This window comes from Nocardia sp. NPDC057668 (assembly GCF_042799795.1).
Lineage (GTDB): Bacteria > Actinomycetota > Actinomycetes > Mycobacteriales > Mycobacteriaceae > Nocardia.
The window spans coordinates 376,806-394,530 of record NZ_JBHVIC010000008.1; the positions used below are offsets into that span (position 1 = coordinate 376,806).

The following is a 17,725-nucleotide window of genomic DNA, read 5'->3' on the forward strand; positions in this document are numbered from 1 at the left end:
CGGGTCCGCAGGCTGCGGTGCGGGCCATCTCATTCCCGCACCGCCAGCCCCCGCGCGAGCCGGAGCACCAGCGCCAACGCGGTGATCGTGTTCTCGGTCAAGCGAATCTGCCCGATCACATTGATAGCCGCTCTGAACAGAGCGTCCCTGTCCGACCAACCGTGCACGGCGGCCTGCGATGCCATGATCTCCGCAAGCTCGCGCGGCGGCATCTGCTCGACCTTGCGCGGCCCCAGTTGCCGTCGACTGCTGAGCGGTTGGTCGGGCAGCCGGTAGGTCCACAGCGCTGGATCGTCGATTTCGAGGGGATCCTCGGCCAGCAATTTGCCCGTGACGACCGCAGCTTGCAGTGCGATGTCGAGCTTCCTGCGCACCAGGTCTCGTTCACGGGTGCGCGCGGCGGTCACGTAGGCGGCCCGCAGCCGAGCTCCGGTCACCGGTCCCTCCACCGCGACGATGCGGAGAAAGTCCGCCACGATGGTGGGGTGTTCGGCGGTCGTCGGACTCTCGAGGTGGCCCGTGAAACTCACGTAGGGCGCGACCGCGTCACGATCCCCGACGGCGGGCTCCGGCGTCACGGGCGATTCGACAGGCGCCGCCGGCGACTCGGCTCCGTTCGCCACGACCGTGCCCGCGTGCACCGGCACGGCTACAGGCGGTTCCGGCTCCGGCAGCTCATCGACAGCCGACAGCGGCGAAACGTCCGTTGTCCAGTCCGAAGTCTCGAGTTGCTCGTGATCGGCGTCGCCCGCCCCGTCATCCTCGTCAGAGTCCAGGATCAGGTCATCCTCGACCTCGCCGGCACGTACCGAGAGCCTGGATTCCGCTGAATCCTCTTCGACGGCTGTTGATTCCGCCAGGACTCTCGCTACCCGACGGCGCAACGCCTCGGCATGAGAATCACCGAGCACCGGAACGCCGGCCGCGGCGAACAACCGCTCCACGCGCAGCCGCTCTTCGACGTCGCGGGTATGAATTCCGTTGCGCTCCAACAGCTCCCAGAGCTCGCCCAAACACCGATCGGCATCCGCAACATATTCTGCGTGCCGAATCCGATGAAAGGGCCAGCCGCAGCGCTCGAGGTCGCGCTGGCGGGCGAGTTCCAGCCGGTACTGCTCACTGCCGTCCCATCGGTCCCCGAGGCACTCGATGGCAATCTGCCCACCGCTACCGCTCACCACCAGGTCGATGGGATAGCCGGTGCCGGTGTGCTGCGGCGTGACCCGGTAGCCACGTTCCACCAGCCTGTTGTAGATCTGCTGTTCGAAGAGGTTCTCGAACGGTTCGACCCGTTGATTCTCCGAAACTTGTTGCACCGGTTCGTCTTCGCTTCCGAGCTGCCGCTCGATCCCGAGGCAGTAGTCCAGCAGCCTGAAACGCAGGTCCTCACTGTTCCGCAGGTTCTCGACCGCCACCGAATGGAACAGCCACAGCTGGTCCCGGGCCCGCGACACCGCTACGTTGTAGCGCTGCATGGTGGCTTCGACAGTTTGCGCGGGACCCCCCGTCGCGACCATGGACAGAAAGATGACATCACGCTCGGCCCCTTGGAAATCGGCCGCATCACCGCAGTGCAGGCGCCGGCGTTCGATCTCTTCGGGCGGGATGCGCAGCATGAGTTGGCGCTGAATGTATTTGGCCTGGGCAGCGCCCTGCAGTGAGATGACCCCGAATGTCTTGCCTTCGTAGTCGACATCGGACAGGCACCGCTCGATCTCATCGACGACGCGCTCCGCTTCCGCGTGGTTCTCGCCCCTCGCCGTGTTGACGGCGTCCGGGACGAACACCGTGCGAATCGGCGCGAGTCGCGTACTCCCGAAGCGGCGCACCGGAATCAGTCGCACGCCCTGGTCCGCGTACGCGATCAGATTCGAGAATCCGATGATCTCCGGCACGCACCGACGGTGCTCTACGAGCGTCAGGCGCGACGGGAACCGCATCTCGGCTTCGTCGAACAGACTGCGCTGCGGGTCCTTCCACGTGTCTCGGTACTTGTCGCGTGTCAGGAACCGCAACGCAAGCTGTTCTATTTCCGCCTTGTTCACCGCGACCGCGGCGGGCGATACCTGCTTGTTGTCACCGATCACCACGATGCGAGGAGCGAGATACTGCAGAAAAACCGACTCGACACCGGCCTGGGACGCCTCGTCGACAACCACGACATCGAACATGTCGGCCGTGATGTCGAACTGCTCGACGACCCGATAGATCGGCATGATCCACACCGGAACCGAAGTCCTGCATTTGGCCAGCGCCCTGGAGATGGCGGCGCGCTTGCCGTCCGCGTATTGGCCGGTGCCCTTGCCCAGCTTCTTGACCAGCTGGGCGTACTGCCGAAGATCCGCCTGCGCGCCGATCGTCAGCCGCTGGACGGCTTGATCCCATGCTCGGGTAGCCGCCAAAATTGTCGCCTGCTCGCGCAGACCGGCTTCGACCACGTCGAGCTCCCGGCACAGCTCGTTCACGTCGCCCGCGGTGTGGCCCGCGAGCCAGCGCCCCGCTCCCGCCCAGGTCCACGCCGCATCGAACTGTGCGAGCCGCCCCTCCCAATCACTCGCGCCGGGTTGGGCGCGAACAGCGTCTCGCACCAGCGGCAGTGCGCTCAGCGACCGGGTCAGCTCCTCGCGCCGTGCGTGTGCCCGGCGCAGGCCGTGCAATTCCGCCAACCGTGCTACTGCGCGCTGGTACGCGAGCGTGTCCCGGTCCACGACCGCGCGGTGCAACCGGTGCGCATTCTCCGTTGCTCGCGGATCGAGAGGTAAGCGGTTCAAACTCTCGAGCAATTCGAGCAACGGGGCCTGCGCGCACTGCCAGGCCTCCTCCGCATCCACGGCGTCGAACGCTTCGAGCAGCCCCTGAACGCCGATCGTGTCACTCCAGTTCGGCACCGGCAGTTCCAGCTCACGCAGCCGTGCGCCCGCGTACTCCAGCCGCCCGGCGAACTCCAGCACGCGGTCGAGCAGGGCGTGCGACATGCGATGCAGATCGAGATGTTCCGACAGCAGCACCTCGGACGGCGCGGAACGCTTTCCCGCCCACGCCGAATCGAGCTTGCCGAGCAGGCGTCGCGCCTCTTCGGCGCGCAGGAACAGGGTGAGATGCTCAGCGGTGACCGGAATTCGGCCGTCGACCCGCACCGCCTGGAACAGCGGCGCGGCGTCCTTGATCACACGGGCCGACGTCATCCCCACCTTGGGACTGCCGTCCGGCCTGGTCTTGATCGGTCCATGCGAATCGATATGCGCCAGCAGGTTTTCGGCAAGCGCAAGCAACGACCCAGAATCCTGCGTCTGTACCCGGACATCGGCGAAGCCGAGCGCGACGAGCGTTTGATCCGTCTGCTCGATCAACGCGGCCAAGGTCGAACTCCGCGTGCGCCAGGGCAACACGTTCCCGGCCTGCGCGTCGTTGAGGGCCGTCGCGACCCAGGGTTCAGGGTGGCGGCGCAGTTCACCGGTGATGTTGTGGATATCGCGCAGCACGGTGCGCACCTGGGCACGGTCCGGTGGCTCCAGGTGCGGAATGCGTACGGCTACCGGATCGCCGTGATACCGGGCGAAGTCGTCTCGCCGCCGACGTGCCGCAAGCTCGGCGGCGCACAGTTCCGCAAACCGCTCGGTGTCGGGAAGTTCTCCGACGGTGACGAGATCGGGGGTCGCCGCTTCCGGATCGGCCAGCCGCTCATCGAGCAGCAGCCGCCGCCATTCGGAGATGTCCGCTGCTCCAACGGGGATCGGCTGCCCCGGCGCCGGCGACACCAAATCGGCGATCCAGGAGTACGCCATCCGGTCCGCACGCCACCGGGTGGCAATGTCCACCAGTGTGCCGGTGTAGTCCCCAACCGTCTGCTCGATCACGTCTCGTTCCCGCAGCCGCATCAGCTCGTGGTTCAATTCCGCACGCCGCGAACGCAACCGGTCGACGGCGACTTCGGCCTTGTCGACGATTGCGCGACTTCGCCATGCATCGAAGTCGGCGGCTTCGGTCGAGATCCGATGTACCGAGGTCTTCAGCTCCTCGAGCTCCTGCCGCGAATCACCGACCACCGATACGCAGAGCTGTTTGATGCTCTCGGGCAGCTTGTTCCGGACCTCGTGCAATGCGCGGTCGGTATGCGCTGTGATCAGCACCCGCTTGCCCTGTGCGAGCAGGTGGGAGATGAGCGCGGCCGCGGTATGCGTCTTTCCGGTGCCCGGCGGCCCCTGCACCAGGGTGTGCGCATTGTGGTCGACATGGTCGAGAATCCGCAGCTGGACATCATTGAGTGGCAGCGGCAGGAACTTGTCCGCACCGTCGGCGACGATCGCACCGGAACTCTCGGGCGGAGTCGGGCGATCTCGATAATCCGGATCGACGAGATTGTGGATGCCGGCGGGCAATTCGCCGGTCTCACGGATGGTGCTTGCGATGCGGCGCAGCGCGCGCATCATGCCGCGGTTGGTGCGATTGCGCAGCACGACGGCCGGGGCATAGTGCGCAATCGGGTGTGTAGCCGGATTGCCCGGCGCCATCTCGTCGAAGTACTCGGCGTCGGAATTGATGCAGTTGATGAACATCCGCACCAGAGCGCCGACGTTCTCCCGGTCGAACGGATCGATATCACCGTTGCGCGCCTCGCTCTCGGCACGACTCAGTTCACTGCCCGCCGACAGCTGAGCCGAGTCGAGAATCTCCTCGATTTCCGGGGTGTAGCCGGTGGCTCCCGGGTCGATGGCGACCGAGATACCGCCCTCGTAGGTATCGAAGGCCAGCGTCACCGGCATGGTCAGAACATGCCGTCCCACCGCCCCGATCTCAGGCGCCTTCCACGTCAGAAAGCCCAGTGCGAGAACGACTTCGAATGCCTCGGTCGCTCGTTCGTATCTGGTGTACATGTCGTACATCTTTTGATAAAGACGCTGGACAGCAAGCTGTGGCGCCGCCCGTTCCGCCCATTCCCGCCACACCGGCAGCCACTCGCCGAAGGCCGCGGTGATGTCGGCCCTTTCGGTCAACCGCACGATCTCACCCGCCGCGACCACCAGGTCGGTCCGCAGGGTGGGTTCCGAGTCCGGTTGTTCCCAGCCCTTTTCGAGCCAGGGTCGCACGAGCGGATCCGGCTCGGGCACGGCGGGTACGGAGACCTTCTGCACCATGAGAAATGGGCTGCCCGGTTCGGCACGCTTGACGGTGACGGCTGAATGGTCGGGCAAACCACCGAACCAAATGACCTCGCCTTCACGCTGATACGTGGCGATGTCACGAATTCGCTTGACGCGTTGTCCCTGTACCCGCTCCAGGTATTCGAACAACCGAGCGCCGCGATCGGCGAGATCATCGATGCCGGGTGTCCGGCTACCGGCGCTACTCGGCACCCATTCCTCCATGTGTTCGAACCCTGCGGCCACAAAAATGCTATCGGGCCGCAGACTACATCCGCTACGTCACCGAACCGCCTTCGAGGCGGTATGCCGGGTTCGCCCGGAAATTGTCAGGCGGACTTGATCTGGCTGATCTGCTCCGCCAGATCGATGACCCGTCTGTCCTGTTCGCCGTAGCGCACCGCCATTTGACTGTGTAAGCGCTTGAGTCGAGTCAGAGCGGCCCGGGTATCACCGAGATACACGTGGCAGTTGGCCAATCGGCGCTGGCAGTACATCACTTGATCGTCGTACGGGCCACGCTCGGCGGTCAGATCATCGATGAGTGCGCGATAGAGTTCCACCGCCCCGAGGTAGTCGGTGCTTTCGAATCTGATTTCGGCCAAACGCAATCGGGCGTCAACGACATCCGCATCCCGCGAACCGAATAGTGGGACAGCCTTTTCCACTACGGTCTCGAGCTCGTGGATGGCGGGGCCGTAGCGCGAATCGTCGGCCACTCCGCGCGCGTGCCGCATGGCCCGCTGCAGATCGCCACGGCTGAAGTCGATGGGATTCGCCGGCACTGCGGCGTCGGCGCGGCCCATCAGTACCCGCGTCGGTGCCACCACGGTACGCGCGGTCCGTGTGGAGGCCGCCGCGGCTACCGCGAGCGCGTACATCTGTGCCGGACTGTGCGTATCGTGAATCTCCGGCAGATGCCCCAGCCCGGTGGCGTAGCGCCGCAGCACCGAATGGACCGTGGCCGCACTGTCTGGCCGTTCGTCAGGCGTTTTGGCGAGCATGCTCATGATCAAGTTGGCCAGCTCCGCGGGGATGTCGGGTAATTCGCCGCGAATGTGTGGCGGAGCAGTCTGAATCTGGTTGGTCCACACCTGGTACTGGTTGCTGCCCGTCATCACCTGCGAGCCGGTGAGAAGTTCGTAGAGCACCAAACCCATCGAGTACAGGTCGGTCTGGGGCACAATCGATTTGCCCTCGATCTGCTCCGGCGCCATATACGCCGGGGTGCCGAGCGTATGGCCCGTCCGGGTGTACCGCGTGAGATTGGACTCCGGCGCCACCGCGAGGCCGAAATCGAGAACCTTGACCGTCCCGTCGTCGCAGAGCATCAGATTCGATGGCTTGAGGTCACGGTGAAAGATCTTGCTGCGGTGCGTGGCCGCGAGCACCGCGGCCGCCTGCGCACCGAGTGCGGCGACCACGCCGATGGGCAGGATGGTGTGCCTCTTCAGCAGCTTCTCGAACGTGATGCCCTTGACGAATTCCATGACCAGGTACGGCCTAGCGGGCGAGCCGGGTGCAGTACCGACGTCGTGGATCGTCGGCAGCCCCGGATGCCGCAGCGAGGCCATCAACTGGGCTTCCCGCAGGAACCGGTTCGTCCAGTCCGGATCCTGATCAAGGTTGGAGTGGGTGAGCTTCACCGCGATTCGGCGCTTCAGATTGCGGTCGTAGCCGCTGAAGACCTGCCCCATTCCGCCCTCGCCGATCTTCTCGGTCAGCTCGTACCGGCCATCGATGATCTGCGGTCCCACCGCCCTACCTCCGTGAATTCATGAGAACCGACCCGCCGAATTACTTGTCGGTGTCGGCAGGACGCAGCCGTACGTGTGCCAGGCCTCGAAATCCCGCTCGCACGAGGTTCTCAATCTGCGCCTGACGCTGATTCGCTTCAGCCTCGAATCCGAGGAGCTGCTCGAATGCCTGCCCGTACCGATGCTGTTCCACCGGCGAGATACGCGGCACCGACACCTGATACAGGTCGATGGGACCGTTCTCCCCCGCGTCGACGGCCGCGCGCAGCACACCGGCGAGAAATCGCGGGTCGACGGCCTTCGCGTTGGCACGCACCAAATGTATGTCGGGGCCGAGCAACACCCCTTCATCGGCGCAAACCCGAACAGCCGACTCGGGGCCGATCACGACCGCCACGTCACCCCGCTGAATCGTCACCGCACCGGGGACGTCGGCGTTCCCGACGCTCGAGGGCGAGCGTCCAAGTCGAATGTCCTTTGCCGACAGCATGGGCAGGCCGGCAGCGGAAGCGACCGTCGGTGGAGCCTGATACACCGTCATCGTCCCCGCCTCCACCAGTTCCTCTACCGAAACGCTTCCGGGAGTGGCGGTCCCGAGCTCGAGGACCGGAGGAGCTGCGGTCGGGTTCGTGGCGATCTCGGCATGCAGCGCGAGATACAACTCCTGCGGATCCGTATGGTGTCCACGCGGAGTCAGATCGACTTCACCGTCGAGCAATTCGACAATGGGTACGGCGTGGGGCTCGGCATCGGGTTGCATCGGGTCCTCTTCGAATGCCCGCCACGCCCGCAGGGCGTAGGACGGTTCGCCGGTCGCGTCAATGAGAAGAACATGGGTCGATCGGGTGTCGCTCTCACGCAACAGCCACAAATCCGGCGAAGCCGGGATCCCGGTGATGATTGCTCGCAACACACCGCTACGAAGCAACGTGTCTCGCAGGATGCGGGCATCGGGTGCCGCGGCGGCATTCGCGGGCATGGAAACCGCGACGAGGCTCCCGGATTCGGCGTGCCCGAGGCAGTGCCGAATCCATTTCGCGGCGCTCTCGGCGGTCGACCAGCGCCGTTCACCGGCGCGACCGAAATGACCTGGATCGCAAACAACAGCGTCGAACTCACGCTCTGCGAGCGACCGATAGGCAGGATTGTCTGCGATGTCAGCAGTCATCGCGGTATCCCTCCCCCGAGCATTACCGCACGCAATGATACTGCGGATTGCGCTAACGGTAGCAGTGCCATGGTATTCGGCGCGCACGAACACTTCCGGAGGGAAGGGTTCATCGGCTGTGTCCGGCGCCGTCCGGCGCATCACCGGGAATCAACGCTCCGGCGGTGAGACCGGTGGTCACCAGTTCCGCTACCTGCTCGGCCGCGTAGCCCGCCCGGCGGGCAGCGGTGCGCAACTGGAACAACCGACGAAAGAGCGTCCCGTAGCGTTGCTGCTCGTCGAGCGGGAGTACAGGTATCCGCAGCCGACTCGGATCGAACCGAATGGTGGAAGTCCTGGTGGCGGAGATGTTCTCGGCTCCGGTGAGAAAACCCGCGAGGAACCAGGGATCGAAGCGCGCACGATCGGCCCGGAGCGTGTGCACGTGCGGTCCGCGAATCGCACCCGCGTCATCCGCATCGGCGACGCGGGCGCTGCGCCCGCCGGACCGGTCGCTACGCACGGCCGGGATCAGCACGTCACCCGACTCTATGAAGCGCTGCTCGACGGACGAAGCTGTCGCCCATGTTCCCGAGGCGGGGTTGCCTGTCGCCACATCCGGGGCGGTGAGCACCGGGCGATCGTCACCCGGTTCCGGTCGTTCCGACGAGGGCGGATCACTTCGAATCCATTCCAGCTGTCCGCTTTTCCACAGGTCGGCGATCGTGGCGAACCGCCAATTCCTACCTGCCGACTCCGACCAGCCCGCAAGCTGAGCGGTAACCGAGTTCAACTCGGTCGTCGCGGTGGTGAGCTGACGAATCGAAGCGTCCACCTCGTCCGCGACGGTGCCGGCGTCCAGCGAGGATCGAACGTACCGAGCCGGTGTGAGGTCTACTTCCTCGTCGAGGACATCGACCAGTCGGACGACCGCCGTACGCCCGGAGACGGATGCGTCATCAGGTGTCGAACCATCGAACACACGCCACGACCGCACGGCCGCATCGGAAACCGCTTCCCAATCGATACGGTCTTCGCCGTCCACTTTGACCGTCAAACCTGTCGTATCCACGAAGAGCATGGAGTCGACCGCGGACTGTTGCCGTCGTAGCATCCAAATTTGCAGACCCACGTGCCAGGGCTGCGCCGCGCCCGGGGCCAGGCCGATGACCGCGCGTAAGACTCCGGACCGCACCAGATTCGCGCGGATCTTCCGCCCGGACGGACGGGATGCGACGGCCGGCGGTAAGAGGAGCACAGCTGTTCCACCCGGACTCAGATGAGCCACCGCGTGCTGCACCCAGGCCAGTTCCGATTCGTTTCGAGGGGGCAGGCCGTAGTCCCAGCGTGCGTCGAAACCTAGATTCTCCGATCCCCAATCACGCTGGCCGTAAGGCGGATTGCACAGCACCGCGTCCACACGCAGATCAGGGAAGGCGTCGGCGGCGATGCTGTCGCCGAGTTGCACTACCGGCTCGAGTTCACCGTCCGCTTCCAACAGGAGCCTGGTTCGATGCACCTGGACCGGCAGCACGTCCTGACCGTAGATCTCGGTCGCACCTGCACGCTCCGCAGCCAGCAGCAGGGAACCGCTGCCGCAGGCAGGATCGAGAACGCCGTGTACATCCGAACTGCCCGGGGATGCCATCAGGGCGACGATCAGCGCGGCTACCGGTTCGGGCGTGATGTACACACCCGTCGCCTGTGCACCTTCGAGGGCCCGCTCTGCCAGCGCGTCTACCGCCGCGCGCGTATCCCCCGCGGCGACCGCGCGCCGGAATGCGTCGGCTGCCGCGACGGCCAGCCCCACCTGATCCGCGCCCAGGCCGACCGATGACCAGCCATCGTCAGCCCGGCGCAGGGACGCCATGAGCTGTGCGGCCACATCCGGCGTCGCCTGCGAACGCACCAGGGTCCGCAGTTCGGTCGCAGGCGATTCCGTGGCCTCGACACCGTGCGCGACCAGCCATTCCTGCACTTCGTTCAGATCGAAGGTGGGACGCGTCTCGCTACTTCCGGGAGTCGGCTTCGGGAAGTCGGCGTGCCGTCGGCGCCAGTTGCTGACCGTGGCGCGTGTGCGGCCGGTGAGCCGGGAGATCTCCGCGGCGTTGACCCTCGATGTCGGCTTCGACATGCCTCTCCTCTCGTGTACGTTCCCCCACCTTGCTTGATGCATAACCAAAAATCAATCATTGAAATGCTGTTGCGAATGTTTTCACGCTGAGCTACGTTTTACATCGACACCGGATGACGGGCCACAGCGAGGTTTCCACCACGACACGCGGTCCGCGAACGGCGTTCCTCGGGCCCAACGGCGTCCGGCTCACGAAAGCCGTTACAACCGGGCCCCTTCCATACCCACGCATTAGGCCATCGGCGTACCGCCGGTGGCCTTCCGAAACACGCCCTCTGGAGCCAGAAAATGACCAATCCCCAGTTTCCGCAGCAGCCCTGGCCAACCCAGCCTCCGGTTCACCCCCACCCCCAGCCGCCGAAGAAGCGCCGCGTCTGGCCCTGGGTTCTCGGTGGCTTCTTCCTCTGCATCCTGGTGCTGTTCGGCGGCTGCACGCTCCTGATCGGCAGCGCCGCAAACGAAGTCGCCAAGCAGGAGGAGAAGCGCTCGATCGCGGAGCCGCTCGGTACCGAGGTGCGTGATGGCAAGTTCGCTTTCCAGGTGACCCGCGTCGATCCCCCGGTCGCCAAGGTCGGCACCAACGAGTACCTCGAGAAGCAGGCGCAGGGCGAATACGTGCTGGTGTACGTCGATGTCACCAACACCGGCGATCAGGCCCAGACCTACTTCGGCGAGAACCAGAAGCTGGTGGACGACCAGGGCCGCGAGTACTCCCACGACACCGCCGCGTCGATCAATGTGAACGAGGATCTGATCGCCGAGATCAACCCGGGCAACCGGATCTCCGCCGTCCTGGTCTTCGACCTTCCCGTGGGCACCGCTCCCGCCGCCGTCGAATTCCACGACTCGGCCTTCTCCGGCGGCGTCCGCGTCTCGATCAAGTAGTTCGCCCCGGCCGGAATCACCTGGGTTCCGGCCGCATCGGCTCCGACACGCACAACACGCCGGTTGCCACGCCCCTGCGATAACACCGATCTGACCAGCACAGATAGGTATCGGCAACCGGGCAGCGCTCGTCTCGAGATCTTCTCAATCCATTCAGGAGTTCACATGACCATCGCCATCGACCCCCGAATCCTCTCCAAGCCACAGGATTCCAGTACCTACCTCGCCCTCAAGACCATCCAGGGTGGGCGCTCGGTGTATTCGACCCGTGTCCCGCTGCTCGACCTGCCGACCATCCTTCCGGTCCCCGACCCGAACAACGTCGACAAGGACAATCGCAAGGTGGATCGCCTGCACGCCAAGCAGTTCGGCGAATACCTCGATGCCAAGCAGGATTGGGTGGCCCCCGCGCTCCTGGCCCGCGACGGTGGCGGGTGCGACTTTCAGCAGGCCGACGACGAAGGCCGCGTCGGCTACCTCACGGTTCCCTGGGCGATCGGCGGCATCGCCACCCTGCGGACGATCGACGGCCAGCACCGGGTGCTGGGCGTTGCCATCGAGAAGCAGCGCATCACCGATGCCATCTCGGGAATCGATCGCGAATTGGCACGAAAGGTCACGGTGGACAAGGCGGCTCGCCTGCAAGCCGATCGCGACAGGCTGGTCGAGCAGATGAACCGTCTCAAGCGGGAGTATGTCGGCCTCGACATCTACGTGGAACCCGATCCGATCCGCGCACAGCAGATGTTCGTCGATGTGGCCGACAACGCCAAGGGCATCAGCAGCGCCGTGCGCGCCCGTTTCGACAACTACAAGGTCGCCAACCGCACCCTGTCCGACGTCATCGACCACCCCCTGCTCAAGGGTCGCGTCGACGCCGAACAAGACCGGATGACCATCAAGAACCCGAACCTGCTGGGCGCCAAGCACGTTGCCGACATCACGCGAGCCGTCATCGCCGGAGCCGGTGGCCGCATCACGAAGAAGGCCGAACAGAGCCTCACCGACGGCGAAGTCATCGAACAGGTCAAGGACTTCCTCGACGTGATCTCCACCGCTTTCGGCGATCTGGCCGCGATCACCGAGGAAGACACGTCCGTGCCCCACCCTGCCGGAGCCTCGACGCTCTCCCAGAATCTGCGCCGCACTTCGCTTCTCGGCTCGGTGGGAATGCTCCGCGTCCTCGGTGGGGTATTCCGCGAACTCCGCGGTGGCGACAACCCGGCCGAACTCGACGACATCACCGAGTTCTTCCGGTCCCTCGACCGCCACATGGCCGCTCCGGTCACCGAAACCAGCTTGTGGCGCACCAGCAACGCGAACGACGATTTCGAGCCCAACGCGTCCGCGCCGATCATGCGCACCCAGAACATCGTTCATCTCGTGGGTGTGATCACCGGCTGGTACCGCAAACCGCCGCAGGGACTGTGACCCGACGACCGAACGACCGGCCGGGGCGGGAACACGCCCGCCCCGGCATCATCCCGCCCCGTGATACCGGCTACCCACGCTAGGAGCGACCACATGCGCTCGACATGCTCCGTCTACATCGATGCGGGCTATCTACTCGCCTCCGCCGCCACGCGCGTCACCGGCACCTCGCTGCGCAAGGGAATTCACGTCGAGTACGCCCCGTTGATCACCAGCCTCATCGATACCGCGGAAGCCCGGTCGGGCCTGCCGCTGCTGCGCGTGCACTGGTACGACTCGGCGGACAAAGGCGTGCCGGACAAACAGCAGGAACGAATCGGTGAGCTCGCCAAGGTCAAACTCCGGCTGGGCCGCTTCGGTTTCAACGGCGAACAGAAGGGCGTCGATATCCGCATCGGGCTGGACCTCGTCGCGCACGCCCGAAACGGCGCGTCCGATGTGTTCTTCCTGGTCTCGGGTGATGACGACCTCACCGAAGCGGTCGAGGAAGCACAGGTTCACGGCGTCCAGGTCATAGTTCTCGCGGTGCCGGCGATCGACGGCAAACCACACAGCGTGAGCAAGCACCTGATCAGGGCCGCTGACGAACTCGCCAGTCTCGATGGTGCGGCGGTCGACAGTGCGGTCATGAAGGTCGAACGCCCACCCGCCCCGGAGCCGGCCGCACCGGTCCCAGCCCCGCCGCGTCCCGCCGCGGCCGTGCCGGGACGTCCGACTGCTCGAACTCCGCTCGATCTCGCCACGTCCGCACCTGGCCTCCACGCACCCCGCGTGGGCAGCGTGCCCGTCTACAGCTCGTCGACCGGTTCTCCCCCGCAGGTGTTCCCGGACTTCGACTTCGACACCGACTACGACGCCACCATGGACGCGACAATCGATGAGGTGGTCGACCGGGTCGTGTCCGCACTCCACGAAAGCGCTTCCACCATCGAGAGATTGGCGCTGCGCCGCGGAAGGCCGTCGATTCCCCGCGACATCGATCGCGCGTTGCTGCTGGACGCCTCACAGGCGCTGGGGATTTTCGATCTGGACGAGGGGATCCGAAATCGGCTGCGACATCAGTTCTGGACGCAGTACGACCGGCGCTGAGCCGCGCCGGCGACAGTATTCGACTCGGTGGCCGAACGCTCTCGCAGCACGGCGCAGTACCCGTACATCTCACTGAACGCGGTCATCGACGGCTACCGCCCGGGGGATCAGAGCTGACGACGTTCAGATGACCTCCTGCGTGCGCGATATGCCATCGCGTGCCAGGCTCGCCCGATCAACAGCCTCTCTGCGGCCGGATCACCCATAGTCGAGCTGCGAATCGGTGCCCGCGCCCATCCATCCGCGCCTGCCACACCCCGTCCAGGAGCATTGATGATCAAAGGTTTGTCCTTCGCCGCACTCGACGTGGAGATCGCCAATCCGAAGTACGGCAGCATCTGCTCGATCGGTCTCGCGGTGGTCCGCAACGGCATCCGCGAAACCACTCGCACTCTGCTGTGCCGCCCACCGGTGGGCCTCGACACCTTCGGCCCGTTCCAGGTCGGCATCCACGGCATCACCCCCGCGATGGTGTCCGGACAACCCCGGTTCGCACGGCGCCTGACCGACGCCCTGACCCTGATCGATGGTCTCCCGGTCGTCGCCTACAACAGCAAGTTCGACATGAACGCCATCCGACAGGCCTGCGAGCACAGCGAAGTGCCCACTCCCGCATGGCAATACGGCTGCGCCCTGCGCTGGGCTCAAAACCAGCTCGTCCTGGACAGGTACCGGCTCCCCACCGTTGCCCAGGCCCTGGGCGTCCAGCTCTCGGGCGCACACCACGATGCCGGCAGCGACGCGGCCGCCGCCGCGGACATAACCATCGCGATGGCCCACCGAACCGGGATGACGACGCTCGCCGATCTGGCGGTCCACCACGGCGCACCTCTCCGCTGGACGACACTCGCCAACAGGTGAGTTCACGCCCCCGGACCACCCGTACGAATCAATCACGCATCGAGAGGAGCACAGTGCACCCACACGAAGTACTCAGCGTCCAACGAGCTCGCCGAAACCTTAAGCAGCTCAACGACATCCTCAGTACCTGCGAACACGGCACCCGGATGAACGCCTACTTCCGCAATGCCGTCTACGGTCCGTTCGTGATCACCGGCACCCTCACCACGCTCGCCCACGGCAGCCTCGGCATTGCCGGCCAGGCAATCGAGACCGGCACCGGGACACGGCGGCCGGTCCCGGAGCTGTTCGCGCTCACTCCGGTGCCCGACCACGCCGACGTCGAGCCGATACCGAGCACGACTCCCCTGTCCGAGGTACACCACGGCGACCTCGTCGAGGCCGTGTTCGACCAGAACCCTTACGGCCGCTTCACTCTCACCGGCATGGCCCTGGACGCCCCCGCAGGAGGGGTTCTCGTACTCGGCAGTCGGTTCCTGACACAGCCCGTTGCGACGTGCTCTCCCGCTGAACGCTTGGTGGCCGTCACCATCCTCGAGCCGGCGGCCGAACACGGCGGCGCAGTGCCGGCCCGAATCCACAGATGGCCGGAACCATCTCCCGAAGACTGATCGGCCGACAACACCGAACGGCCGTTGCGACCTAGGCGGGAACTCTTATCAATCAGGGACGACGTGAATATACGGCCCATCCGAATCCAGGTCCGTAATGGCGGTGTCGACGGCAATTCGCGTGGCCTTTACGATTCCCTTGGCCATCACCATGTTGCCGCCCGCCCCGATCGCCACACCGATCCCGAACGGAGCCGCTTTTCCGATCACCAGGACCCCGGACCTGGTCCCCATCCTGGTGACGAAGTGCCGCCCGAGCACCTTGTTGATCGTCTTGATCGTCTCCGCGGGAACCGCGTTGGCGAGTAACTTTCCCAGGTGTGGACCGGCTCGACCCGCCGTTTTTCCCACGAATCTCGCACCGCCTCCGCCCGCGAGAACCATGAGCACCACGGCCTTCTGATGTTCGAGATCGGTGAGGTGAATGCCATGCACCCTAACCACCGAGAGCACATGAGCTATCGAAGCCGTCAGAAACCATGAGGTGTCCGCGCCGACAGTCGCGATGGCCGCGACCGTGCCCGCACCGGGAACCGCGGCGGCCCCACCGGTGGCCGCGCCCGAAGCAACCACACTCGAAACGTAGGTCGTCTCCAGCTTCTTGATCAGCTGCGCGTTCGTGGCGTTGGGATGCCGTTCCCGAAGTCGCCCGACCCGACCGGCAACCATGTTGTCCGCAGCCAACAGCGACCTGTCGAAGAGCTTCAACAACCCCGTGCTGTCCAACCCGGCCCGATCTTCATTCCCGACAAATCCGGGGTCGGATTCCGCAACCACCAAGTTCCCCATCCCGATACGCGGCAGCACCGCCTGAATCTCCAAAACTAAAGCCTCCCACGCGATCACAGCCTCCGCGACCGAATCCACGGGATCCGAGATCCGCAAAGTTCCAGCTGGATCGCACCCCGGGTCCGGTAGACACTGCCGCTGGTTGCTCACCATCAGGTGCGTATCCAGCGACGTAGGTGAGCAACCGATACACGCCTGCGACGCTGACGGTGTTGGATTCGTACGGATCCGGTGCACTTCGAGTGATGGCGACATCGACTGCCCCCCGGTTCCCACACCCCCGCAGCCGAGGCGCGTTCACACCGGCCCAGCACAACCAGCAGCTACCGCGTACAGCGCGACGCCGTGATCAACACTGGGCAAATCGGCCAAACATGACACCGTCTCCGATGTCGCCCGCGCGGGACTACATCCAGGCCGTAGGGTTCATACGATTCACGCGAACTTGTCACCCATCAATGACATGATTCGAATATATGTTCGATATCGAACAGGGGAGGGTGAATGACTGGTTCGATCGACCGGAGCGACGACGCGACGACGAGTGGTTCCCTACCCTGGGACGATCGAGATTCCGCCGCGCTGATAACGATGATGCGGCTGAAGCCGAAGGCCGGCGAATGGTCCGAGATCGCCGAACGGGTGGTTGAGCGAGGTAGCGCACGCCTGTTATGGGAGGACGAGCACCCTCGGGATCTGTTCGGCGACGATGCGGATGAAGCACTACTCACCAGGTCGACCGCAGACGTCCAGGCGTGGAAGACCGCGTCGTTCCGCTGTCACACCTTCATGGATTCGAGCTATCCGGAACGATTGCGTTCGGTCCGGCGCATGCCACCGGTGGTCTTCACACAGGGAACGCTGCCCACTGACGACGTCGGCGTATGCGTGGTCGGGTCCCGCGAGGTATCTGCGCGCGGTCTGTCCTTCGCGCAAACGGTGTCACGAAGTCTCGTCTCCGAGGGCCTGACCGTGATCGCGGGGCTGGCGAAAGGGATCGATACGGCCGCGCATCGGGCGACGCTCGACGCCGGTGGTCGTACCGTCGCGGTACTCGGCAACGGTCTGAGCCGTGCCTATCCGCAGGAGAATCGGGACCTCCAGGCCGAGATAGCAGACCGCGGGATGCTACTGACGCATTTCCTGCCGGAGTACGCGCCCACTCGATGGTCCTTCCCCGCACGGAACGTGACGATGAGCGCGTACGGGTTTGCCACGATCATCGTGGAAGCCGGGGAGAAGAGCGGGACCCGCATTCAAGCCCGCGAGGCGGTAGCTCACGGGCGACCGGTCATCCTGAACGAGACAGTGATTCAGGCAACCACGTGGGGACGAAAACTCATGAACGAACCCGGCGTCTATGTGGCCTCCTCTCCGCAAGAAGCAGTCGGTTGCGCCATGAGCATTCTCGATCACCGGCTGACGGTCTCGAGGTTATTGCGTACATTGTCGTGATTCCCCCCGAGCTCGAAGTCGTCGGTAGTGTCCTCCGCGAACGCGGCACCCTGTGCGCTGGCGCCGGTAGTCCAGGTGTCCTCCACGATCAGTACGTTCTTGCCATCGACTGCGGAACACCAGCGATCAGGCACGACGAACCGATCGTCGACCAGCCGGTGCTTTACTCCGCTGCCGGCTCCCGGCTCGAGCAGGAACTTCTGCAGAGCGTTCTGTGGCTGGTTCCCGTTGAGTATTTCAAACAGGCAGGCGCCCAAACGGTTACGGTTCTATGTATCGACCGCTGGCTGCGATGGAACTGGCCGGATCACCGGACATTGATCGATTCACTGGATCTCGGATATGACGCCCTTCGATGTCCGGTGAGTGGCCGGATGTGTCAGCCGGAAACGGAGTTTCGTGTCAGCCCGTTCGACTGATCTCCC

General features: G+C 64.8%; 12 protein-coding genes. 7 read left to right on the forward strand and 5 right to left on the reverse strand.

The genetic code is table 11. The annotated features are described in order from the left end of the window. Nucleotides 1-29: 29 nt before the first annotated feature. From ACFVBH_RS37835 to ACFVBH_RS37850, 4 genes are all read right to left on the reverse strand, one after another. The gene (locus ACFVBH_RS37835) at nt 30-5,354 is read right to left on the reverse strand and encodes an AAA domain-containing protein (protein WP_379009549.1); all 5,325 of its coding nucleotides are present in this window, start codon (nt 5,352-5,354) and stop codon (nt 30-32) included. Nucleotides 5,355-5,470: 116 nt separating this feature from the next. Next, nucleotides 5,471-6,898, reverse strand: a complete 1,428-nt coding sequence (locus ACFVBH_RS37840) for a protein kinase (RefSeq protein WP_379009555.1) — start codon at nt 6,896-6,898, stop codon at nt 5,471-5,473. A gap of 40 nt (nt 6,899-6,938) precedes the next feature. Further along, nucleotides 6,939-8,066 (reverse strand): hypothetical protein, encoded by a 1,128-nt coding sequence (locus tag ACFVBH_RS37845; protein ID WP_379009559.1) that lies wholly within the window; start codon nt 8,064-8,066, stop codon nt 6,939-6,941. A 109-nt stretch (nt 8,067-8,175) separates the two neighbouring features. Next, the gene (locus ACFVBH_RS37850; RefSeq protein ID WP_379009563.1) at nt 8,176-10,179 is read right to left on the reverse strand and encodes an N-6 DNA methylase; all 2,004 of its coding nucleotides are present in this window, start codon (nt 10,177-10,179) and stop codon (nt 8,176-8,178) included. Nucleotides 10,180-10,467: 288 nt separating this feature from the next. Between ACFVBH_RS37850 and ACFVBH_RS37855 the strand changes: the two genes are divergently transcribed. The 5 genes from ACFVBH_RS37855 (at nt 10,468) to ACFVBH_RS37875 (ending at nt 15,056) form a co-directional block, all read left to right on the forward strand. Further along, entirely contained in the window at nt 10,468-11,064 is a 597-nt protein-coding gene (locus ACFVBH_RS37855) for a DUF4352 domain-containing protein (protein WP_379009567.1), read from the forward strand. A gap of 165 nt (nt 11,065-11,229) precedes the next feature. Next, a complete protein-coding gene (locus ACFVBH_RS37860) occupies nt 11,230-12,495 on the forward strand; it encodes a DNA sulfur modification protein DndB (protein WP_379009571.1) in 1,266 nt (421 codons plus the stop codon). Between the two features lie 93 nt (nt 12,496-12,588). Then, a complete protein-coding gene (locus ACFVBH_RS37865) occupies nt 12,589-13,584 on the forward strand; it encodes an NYN domain-containing protein (protein WP_379009575.1) in 996 nt (331 codons plus the stop codon). Between the two features lie 273 nt (nt 13,585-13,857). Further along, nucleotides 13,858-14,445, forward strand: coding sequence for an exonuclease domain-containing protein (locus ACFVBH_RS37870; protein WP_379009585.1), 588 nt, complete (start codon nt 13,858-13,860; stop codon nt 14,443-14,445). A gap of 146 nt (nt 14,446-14,591) precedes the next feature. Beyond that, on the forward strand, nt 14,592-15,056 hold the full coding sequence (locus tag ACFVBH_RS37875; protein WP_379009589.1) for a hypothetical protein: 465 nt from the start codon (nt 14,592-14,594) through the stop codon (nt 15,054-15,056). A 48-nt stretch (nt 15,057-15,104) separates the two neighbouring features. Here ACFVBH_RS37875 and ACFVBH_RS37880 read toward each other — a convergent pair whose 3' ends face one another. Next, nucleotides 15,105-15,923, reverse strand: a complete 819-nt coding sequence (locus tag ACFVBH_RS37880; RefSeq protein WP_379009594.1) for a hypothetical protein — start codon at nt 15,921-15,923, stop codon at nt 15,105-15,107. A 426-nt stretch (nt 15,924-16,349) separates the two neighbouring features. On the opposite strand from ACFVBH_RS37880, the gene ACFVBH_RS37885 reads away from it, so the two are divergent. Both ACFVBH_RS37885 and ACFVBH_RS37890 read left to right on the forward strand, forming a co-directional pair. Next, the gene (locus tag ACFVBH_RS37885) at nt 16,350-17,300 is read left to right on the forward strand and encodes a DNA-processing protein DprA (protein ID WP_379009597.1); all 951 of its coding nucleotides are present in this window, start codon (nt 16,350-16,352) and stop codon (nt 17,298-17,300) included. Continuing rightward, entirely contained in the window at nt 17,297-17,719 is a 423-nt protein-coding gene (locus ACFVBH_RS37890; RefSeq protein WP_379009603.1) for a hypothetical protein, read from the forward strand. The genes ACFVBH_RS37885 and ACFVBH_RS37890 overlap by 4 nt, the downstream gene beginning before the upstream one ends. Nucleotides 17,720-17,725: the final 6 nt, after the last annotated feature.

Bases quoted from the DNA above. Each gene is read 5' to 3' on its own strand.
- ACFVBH_RS37860 (WP_379009571.1), top strand. From the start codon at position 11,230: ATGACCATCGCCATCGACCCCCGAATCCTCTCCAAGCCACAGGATTCC.
- ACFVBH_RS37850 (WP_379009563.1), bottom strand. From the start codon at position 10,179: ATGTCGAAGCCGACATCGAGGGTCAACGCCGCGGAGATCTCCCGGCTC.
- ACFVBH_RS37875 (WP_379009589.1), top strand. From the start codon at position 14,592: ATGAACGCCTACTTCCGCAATGCCGTCTACGGTCCGTTCGTGATCACC.
- ACFVBH_RS37865 (WP_379009575.1), top strand. From the start codon at position 12,589: ATGCGCTCGACATGCTCCGTCTACATCGATGCGGGCTATCTACTCGCC.
- ACFVBH_RS37870 (WP_379009585.1), top strand. From the start codon at position 13,858: ATGATCAAAGGTTTGTCCTTCGCCGCACTCGACGTGGAGATCGCCAAT.
- ACFVBH_RS37855 (WP_379009567.1), top strand. From the start codon at position 10,468: ATGACCAATCCCCAGTTTCCGCAGCAGCCCTGGCCAACCCAGCCTCCG.
- ACFVBH_RS37845 (WP_379009559.1), bottom strand. From the start codon at position 8,066: ATGACTGCTGACATCGCAGACAATCCTGCCTATCGGTCGCTCGCAGAG.
- ACFVBH_RS37885 (WP_379009597.1), top strand. From the start codon at position 16,350: ATGACTGGTTCGATCGACCGGAGCGACGACGCGACGACGAGTGGTTCC.